Raw genomic sequence first — 23,702 nt, 5'->3', positions numbered from 1 at the left:
TTTTTATTCATTATATAACCCAATTTCATCTGGGTGAAGTGGGTTAGGATTGATATCAATTTTTTTAATAACACCTTTATCAATATGAACAACTTTATGACACATTGAAGACATTGCAGGGTTATGTGACACCATAACTACAGTTGTTTTTCAATCTCTGTTCGCTTGGTAAAGAGAGTTAAGAACTATTCTGGTTGTTTGTTCGTCAAGAGCACCTGTAGGTTCATCAGCAAAGATGATAGGTGCATTTTTTGCCAATGCACGCATGATTGAGACACGTTGCTGCTGACCCCCTGACATTTGTGGAGGAAATTTGTTGATTTCATCCACCATTTCATAGGTTTTAAACAACTCATCAAGTGGAAGTCTTCTTTTTACATCTTTTTGTAATCACGCACCTGTTAAAACGTTGTCAAATGCATTTAAATTTTCAAGCAAGTTGTAGTTTTGGAAAATAAAGCTAACGCTATCGCGTCTGAACTTAGTTAAAGCTCGATTTGAATAATATGGCAAGTTAAGGTTTTCAATAACTATGTCACCACGAGTTGGTCTATCCAGACCAGAAATTAAGTTTAATAGTGTTGATTTACCACCACCACTAACACCTAAAATTAACACAATTTCGCCACGTTTAATTTCTAAATTAACATGCTTTAAAACCTTAGTAATCGTTTGACCTGTTACATAATATTTACTTACATCTTTTACTTCAATAATATTATCGCCAGTGTTTTTTAGATTAATTCCTGCATCTTTACGACGTTTTTTACGCCCTAATTTCACAATGTATCTGCAAACAGATTTAGGAGCAACAATGTTTTTTATTTGCGGAGTATTGTCCATTATTTCAAATACATTAGACTTAGAAAGCTTATATTTAACACTGTGTTCACTTGTTTGAGATTGCAAAATCTCAAGTTGATCATCAACGCTGTTAATATGTGGTTTTTTGTCTTCTGATTTTTTATTTTTGTTGAATTTAAACATTATTTTCCTTTCAATAAGTCTACAGGTTTCATTTGGTTAACTGTTAGTCAAGTGATGAATGATGTGACGATGAAGATTCCAAACATAATTGCAGTGGTTAAGAACACATATGTTGGGCTAAGCGTTAGCATTAGCGACACATTCGTGAATGCGAGTAAGCTGGCTGAAAAACCATACATTACTAAGGCAGCTATTGGAATAGATATTAAAATAGCCAGTAAGATGAATGGAATATAAACTGAGAAGTACATATTAATTTTTTCACGTTGTTTATATCCTTGAATCGATCAAATTGCAATATTTTTTTGGTTTTCACCAATCATTATTGTTGACATAATGACTAGAATAATTAGCGAAATCGCAAAACTTAATGCAATTACAGCAACAGTGATTGTTTGGATTGTGTTACCGATTTGAGCTGCAAAGCCTGATTCAATATCCCTTGAGTCTATCGATGTACTTAAAGCAATATAAATCTTATTGTTGTATATTGATGCAAATTTAGCCAATGCTTCTTGTGGTTGTTCTCTAATCGAATCATATTTGCTTTGATCAAATGTCGAGCTTGAAGGATCAATAAATTTCATTATCTCATTAGCACTAATTGTACGTGCTAGCACACCAGTTTGCGGATTAAATATTTGATCAAACATAGCTTGCAATGACTCAATTGAGGCAGAAGAAAGGTTAAAACTATCTAAACCAGATCAATAACCACTTGGTGCGTATAGTCCAGTCGAACCAGTAACTTGAATTGGGTTTGCGTTGTTGGTTAACACGCCGTTAAATTTAACAAAATTATCTGGTAAGTTCAATTCATTGAAACCAACTAATTCGTTGGCTGCTTCATAAGTTGTAATGTATTCACTATTGATAAATGTTTGGTTAATACCAATAATTTCAAATTTAGCTTTTCTTTGTTGTGATTGAGTTGGATCAATAGCAACTTTAATTTTGTCATAAAATCTTTTAATGTGGTTGTTGATATCTAGTTCAATAGTATCGCCAACATAAAGTCCGTTTTGTCTTGATACAACTTCGTTAATAATCAATGGATATACTGATTCTTTATTGAAATTATTCAATTTTTCGTATAAATCAGCATTGTTCGCATCGGTTAAGTCAACTAGTTTAGTATCTTGACGATAACCATAAATTTTAATGTCTTTATTGTTGTAATTTGACAATATATATGTATAAACTTCATCATAATCAGCGTTGTAGTATACACCACCAAAGCTGATAAAATAATCGTTTAGCGTTGGGCCATAAATTGGTCCAGCATCTTGCAATCAGTAATCAAAGTTAGCATAATCAGGCTCAACACCGTTTGGAGCTTTAACAATTAGAGCTGGATTTTGGCGTTCTTCACGAATTCTAGCTTGTAATTTAGCGTAACCTTTTACTAAGAAGTTTCTATATTCTTCACGAATAAATGGATCAGTTGTGATTGGTTTTTGTTCATATTCTTCACCATTTCATCATGCTAGCACAAATCTACCTAATTTTTCAAAAGGTGATTTGTAGTATTTGAAAAAGTTTAATTCTTTGTTATTTTGATCAATAAATTTCAAGTGTTTTGTTGTTTTATCTGCAACAAAGAAGCGTGTTGAGTCTGCTTGAGATTTTTCTAGTAAAATACCTACTTTGTCTCTTGCTTTGTCAATTTTAGCTTTTTGTGAGTCAGGCATTGAGTTATAAGCAACTAACCATGGATCTGCAGATACACCAGCATCTACCTTAATTGATGCAGAGAATTGAGTAACAACGTGCGAATCGTAGAATGAATCGGCATGATTTTTAATACCGTTGTGACCGTGCGCATTAATTACTGATGAATATCCAGGTCTAAAGTAATCATTTGTTTCCCTTTGGGCTTCAACAGATATACCTATTGGTGTGTAAAGACTTTTTTGCAATTCATCAGGGGTGTAAAGTTTGTATGGGCCACCCTCTAAAGAAGGTGTTTCCATGTCAACTCTAAACGTATAATGTCTATTTTTGTATGTGTTTGAGATCGTTTCATTGAAAATGTTATTAGTTGCCATACCAAAAATTGTGGCTGTTGAAGTTAGCAATGCACTGGTGCTGAAAGCAACTAATTTTCAGAAGTTGCTCATCAATAACATCAATGAGAAACGTCTTTTTACTGTGGCTTTTTTGAATAATTTGCCATAGTTTTGCACTAATTTAGATTTAGGCAATGCCAGCGTACCACTCATTAAATCAGTTGGTTTAAATCTTAAAGAAATTAATGCAACAATATAAATTAATAAACTCATTCCAATGAATGGAATAAAGACTGTGAATATCATTGAAGCCCAGTCAAAACTCAGGGTTTCCTTAGGTAATGTTCAATAACTGCTGAACACATTTAGCAATAACAATTGCAATCTATTACCCACTGTATAGCCAAGAACACCACCAATAACTGATGTAACCAAAGCAAAAACAGTCAATGATAAAGCAATTCTGTTGGCGCTGTAGCCTTGTGCTAGTAAAATACCTAAAACTTTGTTTTTATTAGCTATATATCTTTTAATAATGAAAATAATTGACACACTAACGACGACAGTGAATGCTACAAGCAGTGTTAGTGTTGCTACAGAAATAAGTTTAATTATTGATTCAACGGTGTTTAAACGCAATGCACGTTCTGGGTTAATTGGGTCAAGCTCATTGGCGTAAAATACACGCTGTAATTTGTTTGAGTCGCTAATTGATTGGTCAACAATTTTTGTTATGTCTTTTTTTAATGTAGCTAAATCTTGCGCATCATTATTTTTAACTAGCAGTGCTTGCTTAATTACATTACCACCATACGCCAGTTTAATTCTTGCAAATCCTTCTTGATTTACATAAACAAGGGCTTGATTTTGGGTGTTAACTTGTAAATTGTTTTCATCAAGAACAGGATACATATAGTCTACTGTGGTTTCTTGTCCAACGATGATAAATTTAACACCATTAATGTCTAAAAGGTATTTTTGATCTAAATTATTGACAAAATCACCAATTTCTAGTGGGTCCGTTGGAATTGAGCCGTTGAAAATTTCCTTGTTGTTATTGACTAAGTATGCAAAGTTTGCTTTTGCCACGTAGCTAGAAGAACTATTGAATATGATTTCATTTAGTGCTCTAGGTTCAACAATATTACCAAGTAAATCTGGCACCATTTGAATAAGGTTAATGCCAAAAACAGTTGGCAATGTTTTTGCTTTTTGTGCTATAAAATCAATAAAAGGTGAGTCAATTGAAAGATTTGAAGATGAATCTAAGTTCAATGGTTTATAGGCAGAATTTTCATCAGCAAACACACTATCTAATGAAGAAGATAATAATAAGTTTGCTTCAGAATTACTTTGAGCAAGTGCTTCAAAATCACCTAATTTATTAAGCACTAGGTAAGCTAGGTTACCATTTATCAATCCAGGTTGACTTTTTTGTGAAGCTAAGAAAGTTAAAGGAATTTCAGGGAAAATAGATCTAAGGATTGGATTAATTAAAATGTTTGAAATCCCAAAAGCTTGAACTGAAAATGAAGGGTTGATTTCATTAATCATGTTTCAAACATTTTCGCGAACTTGATAAAAATCAGCACTTGAAAGGTAATTTTGTACAAATTTATTAATTGTGTGGTGATAAATACCGTTTTTGTGTGTTGTTGTATTAGAACTAAATTTGGCACTTGCTCCAATTAGTGCAAGTTGCTGAATCAAGGTGTTTTTGTGTTCAATAATAAAGTCTCTATATTGCTCATTTGCTTTAGCAAACGATTCAATATCTGCGTTTTTAAATTGTTTGTTTTGTGTAGCAAACAACGTTACAGTTTCAGGGTTTTGTAAAAACTCTGTAATGTAGTAATTTAAGTTTTGCTCAAATGGGATGTTGTCCCCAGTAGATTTTTTCTGAGTTAATTGCAGAATTGAAGGTTTTACAGAAAGTGCTAAAAAGTCTTGAACAAATTTATTAGCTTGCTCTTGATTTGCTTTAGTGTTTAAAAACATTTGAATATAAGGTTTGTAAATATCAAATGCTTGCGGCGCTAAAGCATATTCATTGTTAATTTCAAGACCTGCAGCAGATTCAATAACTTTTTTGATTATTAATCATGAAGTGTTACCATCTTCGAATTTAGCCAAATCAGCCAATAAATCAGTACCTGTTTTATCAACTTCATCTAAAAATGAGTTAGTTCCTCCTTTGGTTTGGCGAATAAATTTATTTAATAGGTTTAGCTTATTAATAACTTCTAGTCTATTTGTTTTTTGGTTAAATAATGTAAATTTACCAATAAATTTGATTGATTCAGGCGATAATAAACCAAAATCAACTGTCTCAGTTGTTTGCTTAGAAATATTTTGAATTAATTCATTGATTTGTTGTTCATAAACATAATTTTTGAAAATTGATGAATCTTTTCCTTGTAGTAATGAGCCAAAAATACCCAGAAAATCAAAGAATGAAACCTTTTCGTCATCTTCGGCAGGAATATAAACTATATCATCGCTTCCTTCAATTTGAATTTGCGAAGTTTTAGCTGAAAGATTAAACATTTTAATGATGTTTTCTTTAAATGTACGGTTAGAACCGCTTAGAGAAAACATTGATTTCACGAATGAAATCAACCCATCACGTGGCGAAATAGTATCTAAAATGATTTTGTATGTTTTAGTAATAGTTTTATTGTTGGCATCAACTTCTTTTTGTTGATAATCAATAAATTGTTTCTTGCTTACTTTGTTCAGTTCATTAACTAGGATATTAAAGTCAACATTTTTAATGATGTTAATTAAACCGTCTTTAAAGTTGCTATATGGTTGCTTTCCTTCAATTTTAGCATCCATTTTAGCAATAATAGGTCTTAATGGAGCTATTAAATCGGGAGCTAAATTATTCAATAAATGATACAAAATTGACTTATCATCATCTAAATTAATGATTTTTGGTATGTCTAAATTTTCGATTAATAATGCTAGACTTTGCTTAAATGTTTTTGAATCAATTGAGCTAAATAATCATTTAATTATGTTGCCAGTACTCAATTTAGTTACATACGGTTGATTGTCTTGATTGTATACAACTTTGTTGTTTTGTGTTTTAAATCATTCTCTTGACTGCTCACTAAATTTACGTAAATCGAATGAACCAAGTAATGATTGGATAGCTTGTACTACGATTTTTGGATCTCTTGAAGCATTTACCAAACCTTCTGGAGTTATATATTTTGATAAGTTGATTTGGGTTAGTGCCTGTACATTTTTAAAGATTGCATCTACTTCAAAAATTAATTTATGTTTTTGAGTTTCTAAATCTGAGCTTGTAGAAATTTGCGAAATTGCTTGCTGGATAATATTGAAAATAATTTCTTTTGCTAAATCACCTTTTGGATGGTGACTTAACTCGTAAACAAGATCAAAAATTACTTCAGTGATAATTCCTTTGTTTATCTTACCATTCGCAAACACAGATGCAAAATTGTGATTATTTAACACTTTTTTCAATGTGTTCGATAACTCTAGAACATTCTCACTGCTGATAAAGTTCTTTTTAACTAAATCAGTATTTAACAAAAACTTTTCAATAGTTGAAGTAAGTATATCAATACGTCCATTTTTCAAAACATCTTGCATTAAATCAGATCTAGGCGCTAGATAAAAAGTAGGGATGTAGCTAACATTTGGGTAATCCTTATCAATAACTACTCAGCCTGTGCCATCTGTTTTAATAAATTTAGTTGCGATTGTTAAATTATGTAGATTTAAAAATTGAGCTAGTAAACCTGCATCCATACCTTCTTGAGGCATGTTTTGCGGATAAACAACATTGTATGAGCGGGTTGTTTCATCAAAACGAACTAATTTATACTTACTATTAACGCCAACAATTCCAAAAAGGGTAGTTTGATTATTGTGGTCTTGACCATCATTTTTATAGTCGGCTAACCTAACAACTTTTTTATTGTATTCAACTCTTGCTTCACCAGTTTCAATATTAAAATCAGTAACAGACGCAAAATCATACATTGGCAATATGTAGTTGGGGTCTGAATAAAGGTTTTTAAAAATTGATTGCAGCAACAATGAAGAAACGTATGGACTTAATTGTGTTGTGTTGTAGTTATTAGCACTTGAGCTTGATAATTGAGTCAATGCCGTAGGACTTTGTTGTTCATTATACAATTGACCAATGTTTAATTTAATGCCTGAAATTGTATAATTTTGATCCCCAGCATTAATGAAATGGAATGAATTTTTAACACCATTTTCATCATCAACTGCGCTTACCGTAACGCTTTGTCTAATACCTACGTTTTCTGGGCCTACTTTTTCAATAATTTTAGAAATTATTAAATCTTTGGTAGCTTCATAAGCTTTTGAATTAATGATAGTATATTTTTCAGTTAATAAGTTTTCGTTTGAAAGAATATCGTTTTTTTGTGCATAACTTAATTGTCTAAAATTATTTTGAGCACTATCATACATTGATAAAAGTTCAATATCTTCAATAGTTTTTGAATCTTTTTTCAATAATTCGTATGGTTGATCAATTGGATTTAATCTTGTATCATTGGTTCATAATTTAACTGATTTAATATCAGCATAATCAAAACTAGAACTTAAAGGCAATACTGATGTTGTTGTTTTTTGTGTGTTTGAGTCAATTATTCATTTATTGCCATCAGCATCAAATTTAAATTTAGATTTTGTTGATACTTTTTGTTTTTTTCAGGTTGAAAAGGTCTCAAGACTATCTCATTGAGAATTTCTGTTTGCTACTCTAATTTGCCCTAGCGAATCTATATATGTTTTAAAAGCACCAGTTCATTTGTTTTTGCTGTTATCTTTGTCAACATAGCTTGTGTAGTAGTTATTACGTAAAAACTCAGTTTTAGTAACAACATTGTTAATTCATTCAGGATTTAGTGAATATGTTTTATTTTTAACTAAATCTAAATAAACGCCTTGTTGTACACTTAGGTCTTGGTCCACGAATTCTGAAAGTAAAAAACTATTTTTAAATTGTGAAGTTTCACTTAGGTTCTGTCAATCACCTTCAATTATTGTGCTCAAATCTTTTCTGTTTGTATCTTGCTCATAAATAAATAAATTATTGTTTGCATTTAAATCTGAATAAACAAAGCCAAGAGCTTTAGCTATTTGAGCTGGATTTATAGTAGCTCCATATTCTTCTTCAATTCAATGTTGTCCAATTGCGTAATCGTCAGTTATTTCGGCTGTTTGTAAATTAACGTATAGATTCGAAATTTGAGATGCATAAAGCTTGCCATCAATTGTTTTTAAAGACAAAATATCACCCAAAAATATTGGTTTTTGAGTATTAAGTTGCGAATTATTAGCTAAGGTTAAAACGTTAGAATCTTCAACATATTGGCCATTATTTTTAACATATGCTTGTAAATAATATTTGTCTGAATTTACTCTAAAACTTAATGCGTTAACATCGTTGATGTCAAAGATAACATTAGGGTTTTTAGTTGAGTTTTTTTGTTCACTACGAGCAATACTATAAAGTTGAATTAAATCGGATTTTTTAAAGAATTTATTGACAAAATCAGTGTTGTTTGAGTCAATTGTTGAAAATGGAATATATTCTGGAGCTTCAGTTAAAGATAAAACATTTTCATTGCTGGTTAGATATTCTTGAGCAAAAGAACCATATTGTGATTGTGCACTTTCGTCAACATAATACACAATTGGCGAGTAAGTTTTTTTGTTCTCTTTGCTTAATGATTCCAGAGTTTCCCCGTTAATAAAATAGCCTTGGTTAAAAGCATTTCCTTGGGTTGGTAGGTTTAAATCTACACTAATATCGTGTAATTTTGAAACATTTTTGTAGTTATCATAACCGCCAACTATAACGTTACGTACGCTAGAAAGCAAAGTAAAAATAGCAGAGGTTAAAAATACTAGAATACTTAGTCCAATAACCACAACTTTGTTTTTACTTAGAGACTTAAAAACTTCTTTAAATAATCTTCACATATGGCTCCTTAAACAATATTAATATTTTATATTAATATAAATTAAAACGAAAAATTACCATATTGATAAAATTAGCAAAAAATGTATAAAAAACACCACTTTTTGTGGCGTTTAATTGTCTTATTATTTTTCTTCGATAACAAAGATTTCGTCACCAACTGTGATTTCGCTTCCAGCTTCAATTAAAACTTCAGCGATAACACCTGTTGTAGGTGCAGGAATTTCTGATGTCATTTTGTCAGTTTCAACTGAGAATAGTAAGTCACCTTCTTTAACTGAGTCACCAACTTTAACAAAAACTTCAGCAACTTTTCCTTCGTGTAGACCTTCTCCGATGTCTGTAAATTTCATTCTAAACATAATTATAATTCTCCTAATAATTCTGGTTTTTCTAATAATTCATAAATTCTGTTATTTAGACGTGCCATGTCAGCTCCATCAACTCAACGGTGGTCAGCAGCAACCGATAAGTATAGTTGTTTTGTAGGAGCGAATGATCCATCTTTGTTTACTTTTACTTCGTCAGCAATAGCACCAACAGCTAAGATTGCTACTTGCCCTAGGTTAGGAATTGGTGAACCGTGTAGAACGCCAACTGAACCAACATTAGTAATTGTAAAGTGTCCGCCTGACATGTCTTTCATAGTTAGTTTTCTAGCTTGTGCTAGACCTGCTAAACGAACGATTTCTTTTTGTATTTCTACAATTGATAATTTTTCAGCACTTCTAATAACTGGAACAACTAGACCAAATGGTGTGTCAACAGCAATGTTGATATTAACTGTGTCTGGGTATGTAACCTCTCCAGTTTGATCATTTCATGATCCGATAAATGCTGGAAATTCTGTTAAAGCAATCGCAGTTGCTTTTAGAATTCATGATAGGAAAGTTAATTTAACACCTTCTCTTTCTTGAACTTCTGCAACATGTTTTTTACGGAAATCTCATAATGCGTTCACTTCGCCTTTACGCACAAGTGAAACATATGCGATAGTATCCATAACTGTTTTTAAGTTTTTTGCAATAGCTTTACGGATTGGAGCTATTTTTTCAACTTTAGCTTCTAAAGCTTTAGGTTGTACAAATTCTGCCATTTTATATCCTTTTTTTGTTTTGTTTTTTTTAGATTATTATTTTGCCTCAGCTTCAGCTTTAGCTTTTCTTTCTAGAATAGCTTTTTCACGTGGAGTTAGTTCGCATTCTGATTTAGCTTCTTCGATACATTTAGCGTCATCTTTTTTGCATGTTCTTTTTTTGTTGAAGCATGAAAAGTCTAAAAGTTCGTTTGAAACTTTAATTTGACCAACAACTGCTGGTGCACTTTCTTGTTTTTTGTCTTCAGTGTTTGACATATTAGCCTCCTATGTATTAAAAATAGATAAGTTGAATCTTTTAAATTCGAATTTATTATTCAGCAATTCAACGCAATTTAGTTCTGGATGCATCACAGGATTGCATATAAATTGCTATTTTAATTATAATATAAAAGCAAAAAATGATCCCTGGCAAAAATAAATATTCTGGATTAATTTTGAATAGGGAAAAATTTAACATTTTTACTGAATTTTTTCAATAAAAAGCGTTGCTTATTTTGACATATGTTTGCGTTTTAGGCGAGCTAATTAGCTAAATAATTAAATTTGTGAAAAATTTTTCATATTCTCTAAACGAGACTTTTTTAGGGTGTTTTTACATATTTACACATTTTATAGATATATTGGAAACAGTGTAAAATTAAACTTTTTTTTAGTTAATTTTTTTAGGCTTCCAAAATCACTTTTTTACTAGTATCCACTCCAAAAAATGTAAAATTTAGGCAATACGAAACATTATTTTAAGGAGTATTAAAATGGCAAATTTTAGTGAACACATTCAAAACCTTTTAACTAAAAAAGCAAAAGAAAAAGTACTATCAGTTCTTTTCATTGATGGCGACGATAAAAGATCAAGAGAAGCCGCTATATTTTTAAAAAACAACAATCTAGCTAAACCAATAATGTTGCTAGAAAACGAATCTCAAGTTGTTGAAGATGGACTAGAAAACATTATCCTTACTCAACAAGCACAAACTATTGAAAAATACGCCCAATTAATGGCCGAAATTAGAAAAGGCAAAGAAGATTTAGACACTTGCCGTCAACTTGTTGCATACCGTCCATATTTTGGTGCAATGATGATTAGAAATAAAGATGTTGACAGTGCGGTTGGTGGTTTAATCTACTCAACACAAGATATTTTAAGAGCTGCGTTTAAATGCGTAGGGCCTAAACCTGGCATTAAAACAATGTCTTCAGTTATTGTTATGCACAAAGGTGAAGAAAAAATTATTTTTACAGACCCTTCAACAGTGCAAAAACCAGATGTTAACCAACTTGTTGACTTAGCTGCTAATGCAATTGAATTCGCTAACTCAATGGATATGAATTCATTAGCTGCATTTTTAACATATTCAACAAATGGATCAGGAAAAGGCGAAAACCCAGACTTAGTTAGATCTGCTGTTGCGTTAGCAAAAGAAAAATCATTAAATATTATTGAAGGCGAATTGCAATTTGACTCAGCATACGATTTAGGAGTTAGAGGCAAAAAATTCCCACAAGCATCACAACAACCAGCTGGTGTATATGTATTCCCTAATCTAGAAAGTTGTAACATCGGATGTAAAATTGCTCAACGTATGGGAGGCTATGGTGCTGTTGGAGCAATCATGGTTGGTGTAAACGGAGCTATTAATGACTTCAGCCGTGGAGCAACTGTACAAGATGTTATTGACGTAACATCAATTACGATTTTGAAAGGATACGAGTTCGTTTAATATGAGAAAAATTTTAACTGTTAATGCTGGAAGCTCAAGTTTAAAATGAGCTTTATATTCATACACAAAATTAGAATTATTGGCCAAAGGATTGTGTGAAAGAATCAGACTTGATGGCAATATTATTATTAAAACTTACTCAGGAACTTATGAACACAAAGTGGATTTACCAGATCACACCACTGCTGTTGAACAACTTTTAAAATTATGAGAGCTACACGGCGTAATTAAAGATTATAGTGAGATTGCAGTTGTTGGATTTAGAACTCCTTATGCAGGCCATGACTTTTTATCACCAGTAATTTATGATGAAAAAGTTAAAGCCGGTATTCAAGAGGCAGCTAAATTTATTCCTTTGCACGCTCCCGCTACATTAGACGCAGTTGAAGGATTTGAAGCAGCTTTACCAAAAGTTACTAAGGTAATTTGTCAAGATACAGCTTTCCACACAACATTGCCTTTAATTAACCAAACATTCCCAATTAATCATGAATGAGCTGAAAAGTTCCACATCAAAAAATTTGGCTACCACGGTTTGAGCCATGATTATATAACCAGAAAAATGCAAAAAGTATTGAACAAGAAAAAAATCAATATTGTTGTAGCTCACCTTGGTTCAGGTAGTTCAGTTTGTGCTGTAAAAGACTCAAATTCATATGATATTTCAGTAGGATTTAGCTCTTTTGACGGTTTAATGATGGGTACACGCCCTGGTGCTATTGACCCTGGAATTACCGATTATTTAGTTAGAGTTGAAGGACAAGACATTCAAGAAGTTCAAGACATGATGGTTAAAAAATCAGGTCTACTTGGGGTTTCTGGTGTATCAAACGATATTAGAGACCTACACGCTGTGTACAAAACAAATCCAAGAGCAAAACTTGCTATTGACATCTTTGTGGCTCGTGTAGTTGACTATGTCGCAAGCTATCTAAATAAAATTGGTGAACGTATTGACGCATTAGTTTTTACAGCTGGTATTGGTGAAAATGACACAATAGTTAGAGATATGGTTGTTAAAGGATTGCACGCTTTTGGTTTTAAATTGTCAGCACCAAAAAATAAACAAGACTATGATGATTTTCTTGAAATTTCAACAACTGGTTCAAAATTCCCAATTTACAAAGTCAAAACTGATGAAGAAATTGTTATTGCTCGTTACGCAAAAGAATTAATCAAAAAACACAAATAAAATGGGTTAGACCCATTTTTTGTTTGCTTTATAATTAAAGCATGCAACACAAAAAAAATTGAAATACCTTTAGGAATATTCTCGAAGTAATAGTAACCTCAAGCAAAGACACATCAAAAATAGATGATAAGTATGTCAAAATCACTAGATTTTTCAGAACTTTATACATGTTTTTATTGATTTTTGTTTATGGATTATCTCTTAGTTCAGTGGCGGCTACAGCTGAATTTTTAACTAGTTATCCATGAATGAAGGTTCTTTTCGCCATTAATGAATTGCTGGTTTTGATACTAACTTTAGCTGATTTTTCGTTCTGGTTAATAATTTCATATAAGGGTAAGCGTCCACTTTGAAATGTAATTAAATTCCCGTTTAGCTTTGTTGGTTTATTGCTTTTATTAATAGCCGTACCAGCGATCAATCAAATCGCTGTTTTAAGCGGTTTGAACAGTGCTCAAGGCTGAGTACTAAGATATTTAGCATTAATCAGAATTTTACGTTTGTTTATGCTACTACAATTCTTTAGACCTTTCGCTGCTTTGTTTAATGTCTTTAAAAAAGAAAAAGTTGTACTTTTTTACACATTTATATTCATAATTTTCATTATTTTAATTTTCTCAATCATCTTCTATACAGAAGAAGTTGATAAGGCTACAGGTATATTTATGAAAAAAGATGGCCAGCTCGAACCGGATGGCAACCAATTTCTAAAAGCAATATACTTTACAACGGTAACAATGACAACAATAGGTTATGGTGACTTAACCCCAGCAACTCAAACAGGTAAAATCATGGTTATTGTCCTTTCAATCATTAGTATTGGAATATTTGCAATTCCAAGTGGTGTTATTGCCGGTGGATTTATTAGTGAATTAAAATCTCAAATTGACACTAAAAATGATAAAAATAATGATCCACACAACAAATAAAAGTCAAATTTAAATTACGAGAAAAAATCAACATCTGCGCGATGTTGATTTTTTGAGCTTGTATTTATTATTTATTTTTGTTAATAAAACTTAAAACCTTATTCAATTCCTTTAAATCTTTTTGAATAAAACCTGAAGAATTCAAGTGTCCACCACCCAAAAATTTATTCGCTACTTTTGATACATCATATGTTGTTTTTGATCTTATTTCACAACGATAATCACCCTGCGATCTTTTTAGGAACGCTAAAGAAACTTCAGTTGTAGAAACTTCAGCAAATTTAGCAACTAAGGGTCTAGCAACGTCATTTGAAACAACTTCATCGACAATAATATAAGTAACAATTCCTTTTTGTTTTAGGCCACTAATTGCATCAAAGATAAACTTATTTTCTTTGGCATTGAGTTGCATTTTCTTCAATAAAAGATTGTAATTTAACCCATTTGCAAGCAAAAATTTCATGCATTCAAAGGTTTCTTCATTAACGTTTCTTTCTTTGAAGAATTCAGTATCTGTAATTATAGCAACTGCCAAAGCTTCAACAATTTTCTCATTGACTTTTAGGTTTAAATCCATCACCATTTTGGTCATTACTTGCCCTGTTGCTGGTCAAAAGTCTCCACCAATTTCGAATAGTCATTGACCTTCAAAAGGGTGGTGGTCAATTTTAATTGCTTCTTCTGTTTTGACTCTTTGATCAAAAATTCTTCGTTTTGTTGAGGTATCAACAACAACTTTTAAGGAATTATCAAAAAACTTTTTGCTAACTAATTTGATTTTTTTGTCTGCTAAAAAAAGTAAATTTCTTGGATAATCTCCGCCAGATATTTCTACATTTTTATTGCTTAAATTCAATAAAATTAGCTGTTTTAAGGCAACTGCTGATCCTAGCGTATCGCCATCTGGTTCAACATGTGTACAGATTGTTATATTGTCAGCTTTTTGAATATAGTCTCAAAATCTGATAAATTTTTCAGTTAAATCGTGCATGCTATGCTATCTCCTTAACGTAAGATTCAAAGTATTGATCAACAGCTATATTTGCTGATTTTTTAGCTACCTTAGTTTTCTTAAATATGTTTTTAACATTGCTTTGATTGTTCATTGTTAATTCATATGTTTGTTTATAAACAACGTCAATATCGGATTTAATTTTAGCTAATGTGTCGCGATAAAGTTTTTGATATTCTTGTTTGTTAATTTGCAGTGTTTTCAGTGCTTCGGTGTTTGGAATTATTGAATTTTCTAATCAGTATTTGTAAACAAATAATTTATCAAATTCGTGTTTTGCAATTACGTATTTTGCATAACGAGATTCGTTTAAAAACTTATCGTTATTTGCTAAACAAATAGCTAATGATTTCATAATCATTTTTCTTTTCATTAATTTCTTAAATCAAACATCTTGCGTGAAAAAGTAGCCTGTCATCAGTTTTGAGCGAACAATATTTGAGATTTGCTCTAACACTAATAAAACTACAATTGTAAAAATTAGGTATGAAGACAATTTATCTCAGTTGCTTGTGTCAGATGAATATGTACTGATTTGGAAACCAAAATCACTGGCTCCAACAGCACCAATAACTACAGTACTTTTGAAGTTAATTTCGACTCTGTATAAAAAGTTTGATAAAGCTTGAGGAAGTATTGATTTAATAACAATAAATTTTACTTTTTGGAATCAAGTTGCACCTAGAGAGTCCAATGAGTGAAAGACTTTGTTAGGTATTTTTTCCACAGATTCCATGATTAATTTTCCTAGCATACCAATCGAGTGAATACCTAGAGCTAATACACCAGCAAATAATTTTGAATCTTTCGAAAGAATTAAGAATAATAATGCGAATGTAAAAGCAGGAATTGCACGTAAAACAATAATAATTAATTTAAATGGGTATGCAAAAAACTTATTAATATTTCTAGCTGCTAAAATACCTAAAACGAATGCAAAAATTAAACCAATAACTGAGGAAGCAATGGCAACTAAAAATGCTTCAATTCCAAGAGGTATAACGCTTGTTTTAGTTGATGATCAGTCTCCACCAAATAAACTTCAGTCAGGGCTAAATAACTTTTTAATACCGTGTTTGAATTGGTTTATTTTGATCGAGTTACCTAAAGATCAATCAATTTGGGTTAAAGAAGCAATAACTAAAGCAACAATTAACAAAATAATAAATATTTTGAAAATATACATTTTTGATTTTTGCTGTTTTAGTTGTGCTAATTGTTGTTCGTATGGTAATTTTTCATCAATTTTGGGGTGTTTTTGTGAATAATCTAGAATAAATTTTTTGATTGCAAAGTTTAATGCCTCAATCATAATCATTAAAGCAATTAGAACTCATAAAACAATTGACATATGAGAGAAATTGTTTTCGACAGCATATTGATCAGATAATAATTGTCCGATTGTTCCAATTCCAACAATTGATAAAATTGCTGCAAATCTAACAACCATTTCAAATGAATAAAATCCATAAGAAACAATTCTTTTCATCAAATAAGGCAAAATTGCACTTTTGAAAGCTAGTGCTTTACTATTCCCTATTGCTTGTGCACCTTGATATGCACTAATATCATATGTATCCAAGTCTTCATATAATCACTTAGTCATTAGTGACGCAACAAATATCGCGATTGAAAATGTGGCTGCTAATGATTTCGAGAATAAAAAGAAGAAAATGAACGCAAATACAACGGGCGGAACAGCTCTAATGATTGACATAATAACTCTAAATGGCAGATAAATAATTTTATCTTTGATAAAGTTTTTAGAACTTAATAAAGCTGTGGGTACAGAAATCAATATACCTAACAATGTTCCTAAAATTGAATAGGAAATTGTTGTTCATAAATACTCTAAACTACGTAAAAATGTTTCATAAGGCGTAAATGATGTAGCACCTATTTCTGCATTTTTATTCGTTTCAAAAAAATGTCCAATTTGTCTTCAAAATTCATTTCAATTTTGAAAATCGGGTTTGATAGCCACAATAATTGTAATGACTACAAAGAAGATGATTAGGCCACCAAAGATCTTTAATCAAGGAAATTGTTTGGTAACTTTTTGATTGTTAATATCAATAAATTTTGGATTAAAATAGTTTACTAAAGACTCGCCAAATAGCTTTAGTTTACTTTTATTTTCGGCTGTTTGGGTTTTGTCTATCTTGTTCATTATTTTGGTCCAATAATTTAATTTTTTCTAGGACTTCGTCTTGAATAATCTGTCTTTTTCTTCTATTTTCAATGAATTGTTCTTCGTCGAATTGTTCTAGTTTTTCACCGTAAATTTCTTTTAATTGTTCTAAATTTACTTTTTCTCAACTGTCGTTGAAAATAATTTTTCCTTTTTTAACGCCAATAATTCTGTCGGCGTATTGCAACGCTAAATCTACGTGGTGTAGATTGGCAACAATTGTAATTTTTTCTGATTTGTTCGCCACTAAAAAACCGTCCATAACACTTTTGGCCATGATTGGGTCAAGTGCACCAACTGGCTCATCGGCTAAAATAATTTTAGGTTTTTGCGCTAGTGTTCTAGCTAAAGCAACACGTTGCATTTGGCCACCAGATAAATCTTTTGCCATATCATAAGCATTTTCTAAAATATTAACTTTAGCTAAACATTGATAAGCTAATTCAATATCTTTTTTGCTATATACTCCAAAAAATGCTCTTAATTTGTTCATTTGAGGCAATCTTGCTGAAAGAACGTTTTGTAAAACTGAGATGTTTTCAACAAGGTTGTAATTTTGGAAAATAAATCCAACTTTTGTTCTAAATTGTCTTAATTTTTTGCCTTTTAAGTCATTAACTAAATAGGGACCTACCTTTAAAGTTCCTGATGTAATACCGCTAATTTTATTAACTGTTTTAATTAATGTTGTTTTACCTGCCCCAGATAAACCAATAACAGCAACAAACTCGCCCTGATTAATAGAAAGATTGACATCAGTCAATCCTTTTGTCCCGTTGGGGTAAACTTTAGATGCATTTTCCCAAACAATATTTCAATCTTGAGCTAATGTTTGAGAGTTTAAATTATTATTTATATCTTTTTTCATATTATGTAAATCGCTTAAAAACAACTATTTTAAAAATGATTTGAAACCTGTAAAGTGAGTTTTAAATCAAAGTTCTGGGTAAACATATGAACCTGCAGATGTTGTTGATGTGTAACCGTAAACTACATGTTCGCTTACATCTTCTCAATTCAATTTTCAATTTGAACCTTGTTCTGATAAGGCTTTCATCACAAGTTTGTATAATTGCGAATCTTTACGTGCGTAAATGTAAGCACGATAGAAACCAACTTTAGGTAATTCTTCGCCTGTTGCTAGTGAGTCAACGTGTGCTTTGATTTCAGCTGAATAACCTTTTGCAACAGCTTGCGGGTTTGAAGCCGCGTCTTTGTTAATGTATAAATTGTTGTTATTGAATGTCTTGTAGCCATTAAATGCTTCAACTAATAATTTTTCGTCTGTAAATTTAGGTGCTGAAGTATTTTCTCTACTTAGGTAAGGGTCAATAATTTGTACATTTCTACCAGCTTGCAAAATAAAGCTTGATTTTCCTGATAGTTTTGCTCATGTGTCAATTGGTAAAAACGCAACATCTACTGAACCTGCTTTTAAAGCTGAAGCAGCGGCGTTATAGTCACTTGAAACCGAAATTTCAATGTTTGTAATTCCTTTTGAAGCAATGTATGCTTGCAATTTTTCAGTCGCTTTTTGTACTAATGTAGGATCTGAAGAAGGAATAAATTGGATTTTTAATTTTTTAGCATTTTCTACAGTTGCAAAAGTTTTAGTTGCTTCTGTATATGTAACATATTCGCTTTCACCTGTAGGTGTTTGATCATATGCTTTTTTAGAATTTCCTTCTGCGTCGTAAGTAATTTGTGATTCATATCCGACTGGTGTATAACCGTCGTGGTTGTAAACTTTAAAAATACTTTGTAGTTTTTTCTTGCTGTCTGTGTATGTTAAATTACCTTCGGTTCCTGATTTAGCCTCAGCTTGAGCATCATTAACGGCAGTAATTAATAATTGTTGAATTGCTTTAATATCTCCAGCTTTTAGGCCTGGTCTTGCTTGAACACCGTCATTTGAAATATAGCTGGTTGCACCAATAACTTCAATTTCTGATGCGTGTTCTCCGGCGTAGAATCTAGCATCTGCTCATGCACCAGCTGCGGTAATGGTTTTGTTTGCTAACTTGTTAAATGAGTCAGCATATCCACTTGTTTTGATTGTTTCTGGAGTTGTTTCCTTAGTGTTTGTACACTGTGATGAAATTAAACCAAATGCAACAGTAGCTAGTGACGCTGTGCTCACAGATGGTATTAAAAATTTTTTACTTAATTTTTTCATTTTCCCTCATATTCTTATAGATTTAAATTGAATTTTATTTTATTTTAGTTGTTTTGCAACAACGTTAATTATATTAGAAAACAAAGACAAACTATAAAAACTTATGAAATCAAATCCAGCCTAAAAAATAAGCCCGAAAAGTGCTCCAAATTCAGGAATTTTACATAAAAATTAACGCAGATTAATATGATTAACAACAGTGTTTTTGCATTCTAAAATTCTAATTTTCAAGCAGTAAAATGAATTATTAAATGCCTATTGAAAAAATTACATATTTTTGCGAAAAATAAATTCTATAAAGTTTCGGAATTTAAACTCATTCATCACAACTATAAATTGCATACACTAAAATTTTTAGGCAAATCATTTAATACAAAAACAAGGTCCGATTTCAGGCCTTGTTTTTTTGTTTAAATTTGAGCGATAATGCTTTCAACAGAATATTTATCGTTTGCTGAGTTGACTTGGTTTGTGTAATAGTATTTTTGCTCAGGAGCTAAATTGTCCAAGCTAGAAATAAACTCTTTTGCTCTGGTTCTAGAGTTAGCAAGCTCAACAAAGTTTTGTTTTATTCTATTGAAAACACTTATATTATCGACATTACGCGTTGCTTCTCTAAAACGATATTTATCGCCACTAGTTAAGTCTTTTAAGGTTTCAAAATCACGCAATGTTTGTTTTTTAACTTCGCTAAATTCTCTTATATGTTCAATAAATTTATTGAGTTTTTCAATACTGTATAAATGAATGAGTTGTTGATTATATTCAAATCTTCAGTCTGGATCATCAGCAAAAAGATTCTCAACCTCATCTTGAGCATTTTTGCGTAGTCGCTCTATTTCAACCGCCTTGTTTAATGAAATTTTCATTTCATCATATTGGTTTTGTGTACGCATTAATAAAGCAATGTCATTGTAGTTTACTATTTCATTATTATTTCGTATTTCTCGAGTAGATTCAAGAATTTTTTCAGCATTTTTACTAATGTTATCTCTGATTATGGTTTCGTCTCACAATCATTTTAAGTAACTTAATACTGGATGATCATTCGCTTCAACACCTAAGTATCCGCCCGGACCATTATAGTGATATCCATATCATTCATTTAAGTAACGAGTAGTTATTTCTTTAAAATTGCTTAAATCATTGAATAATTTGTTCAATTTTTCAATATTATTAACAACCGTAAGCGGTGTTCGTCAATATTGTTCAGCAGAGCTTGGATATGTTCCTGGATATTGCGTTTTAAGGGTGGTATGAATTTGTTTTCTTCGTTGTTCTAATTGCACCAAATCATCAAAGACTTTTTGATAATCACTTTCAGCATTAGCTTTAATAAATTTGTCTTTTCATGTTGAAAGGATATATTCATTTATTTCGTAATAATCTGAATAATAGGTTTGATAATTTTCAATAGAAAAACTAGATCAAAGTTGTTTTTTGGCGTTAGATTTTGTTTGAGTTGATTCTAAAAGTTGTTGTATAGCATCTTTGTTTGAAAGATTAATAATTGAATCATAAATACCGTTTTTTTCGTCTCTAGAAATAAATTCTAGTACAGATATAGTGGCTTTGACCTGAGCTTTAATGTGTTCAATGTTTTCGGCATCAAATGTTTTTATTGCGGCTAGGTCAACTTGTTCTTTAGTGGTTGCAGCATCTATTTTTTCAAAAACACTACGGTTTTCTTCACTAACAGAATAATTTTCAGGTGAATAACTAGAATCTATTTCACGTTTTTTTAGCACTTTGTATTTTTCAACACTCAATGCGTATTCAGCATCTTCAATATCTAATAAAGATTTTGTATTGCGCAACTTATTTTTTAAATCATCAATTTTTGTAGAATTAATTTGCGTTTCTGCCGACATTTTTTCATAAACTTCTTTTAATTTCTTAGCAAAATTAAATTCGTTTTCTAACTCGCTAACATCAAAATAGTTATATTGTAAAAAAGATTTGTATACTTCTAATGAGTTATGATTTGATTCAACCTCACTAATAAGCTTCATTTTTTCTAAAATAGCATTATTTTTTGCTTTGTATTGATCAATTAACGCCTGTGCTTGTTCAGCGGTTTTTGCGATTGTAAATATATCATCTAACAGCTTGTTTTTATCATCAACATATAAATAATCATTTTTATTTAAAACTAGTTGTATTGCCTCTCTAGTTTTTTCAGATAGTTCAAAAGCTCTTTGGTATATTTGTTCAGCCGTGTTTTCTAAAGCTGAATTTTTTGCTTCTTCAATAAATTCATTTTTAGTTTTATCAGACACAAATGATAAATTATGGATTTTTTGGATTGCTTGAAAACGAGTATTAAATTCAGCAACTATCTCTTTTTTAAGGTTTGATGTATTTGTCCCTTGAATTAACTTGCTTAAATATTTATTTTTTAATTCTTGCGGAATGAAGTATTTGGCATTTAGCTCTTTCATTGCGTCTGATCTATTATTAATAGTTTCTTCAATTTTATTTTTTACGTTATTTGCAACGCTCTTGTCTTCTGCGCTAACTAAATCATTAATATATTTGGCTTTTTCACTTTGATTTAATAATTCACTACTATCAATAATATTTTTAACTTCCTTTTTATCCAAATCAAATTGTTTGATGTCATCAGCTAATTTTTCAATTTGATTAATATCAGTTGATGAGTCTATTTGGGATTGCACTTTTTGCTTGTGTTCAGGAGAAATTAGTTCTAGTTTTCCTAGTACCTTGTTAACATCATTTAATCTTGAAGGCTTATCAACTTTACGTAAGATTTCTTTAATTTGCTCTATGTTTTGAGCATGATCAATTTCATTAGAATAACGTTTTTTATTATTTTGAGTTATTTCAGCGTTATTATTAATTATTTCTTTTGCTTTAGCTTTATATTTATCAAGAGCTTGCTCAATATTTGTATCATTTTGAGTAGTGATGTTTGCGATTTTATCTTTTAGTTCCTGATTATTGCTATCATTGACTTTGCTTGAAATACTTGGCAAAACAGTTTCTTTTATTTTTATAGAATCTAAATAAATTTGTTCAATTTGATCAGTGTTTATATGCTCATTTAAAAGCGATTCCTTATTGTTGTTGACTCTTTTTTCTAATTCATCAACCTGGTCAGAGAGGGTATCTGTAGAATTTCTTGCTTTATTTAAAATTTCTTTAATTTCATCAATTCCATTTGCCTTAGCAACTTCATCTTTAAATTTGGCTTTTTTATTGATGTTTAAATGCTGTAGATTGTCAATTTCATCTTTTGCTTTAACTTTATATTTTTCTAAAGCATCAGCAATATTTTGGTCGTTATTAGTTTTTATATTGACATATTGTGCTTTTAAAGCTTTATTGTCGCTAACTTGAACAAAATCGTTATGTTTTGGTATTTCTCTTTCTTTTATCAAAACTGAATCGTTCATTATAGCTTCGATTGCGTCATAACCCAATGAATCATCTATAAGCCTTTTTTCGTTAGTATTAACTCTTTTTTCTAGCTCATTTAACGAATTAATCTCGGCATTATTTGTTTTTTTGGCCTTATCCAAAATTTCCTTAACTTTAATTATTGAATTGGCATTTTGGATATCATTTTTGAAGTTTTGCTTTTGCTCATTATTTATGTTGTCAAAAGTTTCTATTTCTTTTTTAGCTAAGTCTTTGTATTTGTTTAGCGCATCGGTAATGTTGTTTTGGTTATTAACATTGGCTTTTTTAAAACGTTCAATCAAATCGCTATTTGAACTTTGGCTTATTTCTTTTTCAATGTCGGATAAATCTTTATTGGCAATATTTTCTGAATTCACATAGATATTTTCTATTGCGTTGTAGTCAGAATCGGCATTTATAATCTTATTGGAATTACTTTGTATTTTTGCTTCGATTTTAGCTAGTTTATCTTCTAATGCATTTGATTCATTGTGAGCATAATCAGCTAATAGTTTCTCTAGCTCTATAATTTTTTCGTTAAGAGAAATCAATTTTTTATTATCTTCGCCAGATAAGTTATCGCGTTTGTCATAATTTTGCGTATAAACCTCTTTTGCATTCTTTGTATCATTTTTAATATTATTGAAAATGATTGGAGGTGTAGTTTTGTGAGTATGTATAAATGAAATATCTTTAGCCAAAAGTAAATTATAATAATCCAAAGCATTGTATTTTGATATTTCTGTGTTATCTTTTTTTACGCAGCTCGATGTGTATAACATTATTGCAGTAGTTGTAGCAACGGAAGCAACTACTGAAAGAACTGCTAATGCATTCTTTTTCTTTCCCATAATTATCTCCTCAAATTGATACCTAAATTTTATTACTTTTTATAAATATTTTTTATTATTTAATGAAAATTGATCATTTTTTACTGTTTTTTTCAATATTTTTTTAAATATAGAATTATT

12 protein-coding genes and 1 pseudogene are annotated in these 23,702 nt (G+C 30.8%); 3 read left to right on the top strand and 10 right to left on the bottom strand.

Features of this window, described 5'->3' with window-relative positions:
* Window positions 1–3 precede the first annotated feature (3 nt).
* From T329_RS0101215 to T329_RS0101195, 5 genes and pseudogenes are all read right to left on the bottom strand, one after another.
* A complete protein-coding gene (locus T329_RS0101215; protein WP_036461357.1) occupies window positions 4–987 on the bottom strand; it encodes an ABC transporter ATP-binding protein in 984 nt (327 codons plus the stop codon).
* On the bottom strand, window positions 987–8,993 hold the full coding sequence (locus T329_RS0101210) for an ABC transporter permease (protein WP_029608625.1): 8,007 nt from the start codon (window positions 8,991–8,993) through the stop codon (window positions 987–989). The genes T329_RS0101215 and T329_RS0101210 overlap by 1 nt, the downstream gene beginning before the upstream one ends.
* 129 nt (window positions 8,994–9,122) lie before the next feature.
* Window positions 9,123–9,353: pseudogene (locus T329_RS0101205) on the bottom strand (biotin/lipoyl-containing protein); the annotation flags it as partial.
* 2 nt (window positions 9,354–9,355) lie between these two features.
* Window positions 9,356–10,087, bottom strand: a complete 732-nt coding sequence (locus tag T329_RS0101200; RefSeq protein WP_029608623.1) for a 2-oxo acid dehydrogenase subunit E2 — start codon at window positions 10,085–10,087, stop codon at window positions 9,356–9,358.
* 36 nt (window positions 10,088–10,123) lie between these two features.
* The gene (locus T329_RS0101195) at window positions 10,124–10,345 is read right to left on the bottom strand and encodes a hypothetical protein (RefSeq protein WP_029608622.1); all 222 of its coding nucleotides are present in this window, start codon (window positions 10,343–10,345) and stop codon (window positions 10,124–10,126) included.
* Between the two features lie 497 nt (window positions 10,346–10,842).
* Between T329_RS0101195 and T329_RS0101190 the strand changes: the two genes are divergently transcribed.
* From T329_RS0101190 to T329_RS03730, 3 genes are read left to right on the top strand one after another with little or no spacing between them, the layout of a single operon-like run.
* Window positions 10,843–11,808: a phosphate acyltransferase gene (locus T329_RS0101190; RefSeq protein WP_029608621.1), complete on the top strand. Its 966-nt coding sequence runs from the start codon at window positions 10,843–10,845 to the stop codon at window positions 11,806–11,808.
* A 1-nt stretch (window position 11,809) separates the two neighbouring features.
* Window positions 11,810–13,000 (top strand): acetate/propionate family kinase, encoded by a 1,191-nt coding sequence (locus tag T329_RS0101185; protein WP_029608620.1) that lies wholly within the window; start codon window positions 11,810–11,812, stop codon window positions 12,998–13,000.
* A 41-nt stretch (window positions 13,001–13,041) separates the two neighbouring features.
* The gene (locus tag T329_RS03730; protein ID WP_029608619.1) at window positions 13,042–13,929 is read left to right on the top strand and encodes a potassium channel family protein; all 888 of its coding nucleotides are present in this window, start codon (window positions 13,042–13,044) and stop codon (window positions 13,927–13,929) included.
* A gap of 67 nt (window positions 13,930–13,996) precedes the next feature.
* Here T329_RS03730 and T329_RS0101175 read toward each other — a convergent pair whose 3' ends face one another.
* From T329_RS0101175 to T329_RS0101155, 5 genes are all read right to left on the bottom strand, one after another.
* Window positions 13,997–14,920 (bottom strand): DHH family phosphoesterase, encoded by a 924-nt coding sequence (locus tag T329_RS0101175; protein ID WP_029608618.1) that lies wholly within the window; start codon window positions 14,918–14,920, stop codon window positions 13,997–13,999.
* Between the two features lies 1 nt (window position 14,921).
* Entirely contained in the window at window positions 14,922–17,111 is a 2,190-nt protein-coding gene (locus T329_RS0101170) for a PhnE/PtxC family ABC transporter permease (RefSeq protein ID WP_029608617.1), read from the bottom strand.
* A complete protein-coding gene (phnC, locus tag T329_RS03635) occupies window positions 17,074–18,000 on the bottom strand; it encodes a phosphonate ABC transporter ATP-binding protein (protein ID WP_029608616.1) in 927 nt (308 codons plus the stop codon). Before phnC ends, T329_RS0101170 begins: the two co-directional genes overlap by 38 nt.
* A gap of 24 nt (window positions 18,001–18,024) precedes the next feature.
* Window positions 18,025–19,308 (bottom strand): type 2 periplasmic-binding domain-containing protein, encoded by a 1,284-nt coding sequence (locus tag T329_RS0101160; protein ID WP_029608615.1) that lies wholly within the window; start codon window positions 19,306–19,308, stop codon window positions 18,025–18,027.
* A gap of 410 nt (window positions 19,309–19,718) precedes the next feature.
* On the bottom strand, window positions 19,719–23,582 hold the full coding sequence (locus T329_RS0101155; RefSeq protein ID WP_029608614.1) for a GA module-containing protein: 3,864 nt from the start codon (window positions 23,580–23,582) through the stop codon (window positions 19,719–19,721).
* Window positions 23,583–23,702 lie beyond the last annotated feature (120 nt).

The organism is Mycoplasma simbae ATCC 49888, assembly GCF_000702705.1.
GTDB lineage: Bacteria > Bacillota_I > Bacilli_A > Mycoplasmatales > Metamycoplasmataceae > Mycoplasmopsis > Mycoplasmopsis simbae.
This window is presented reverse-complemented; position numbering and strand designations above follow the sequence as displayed.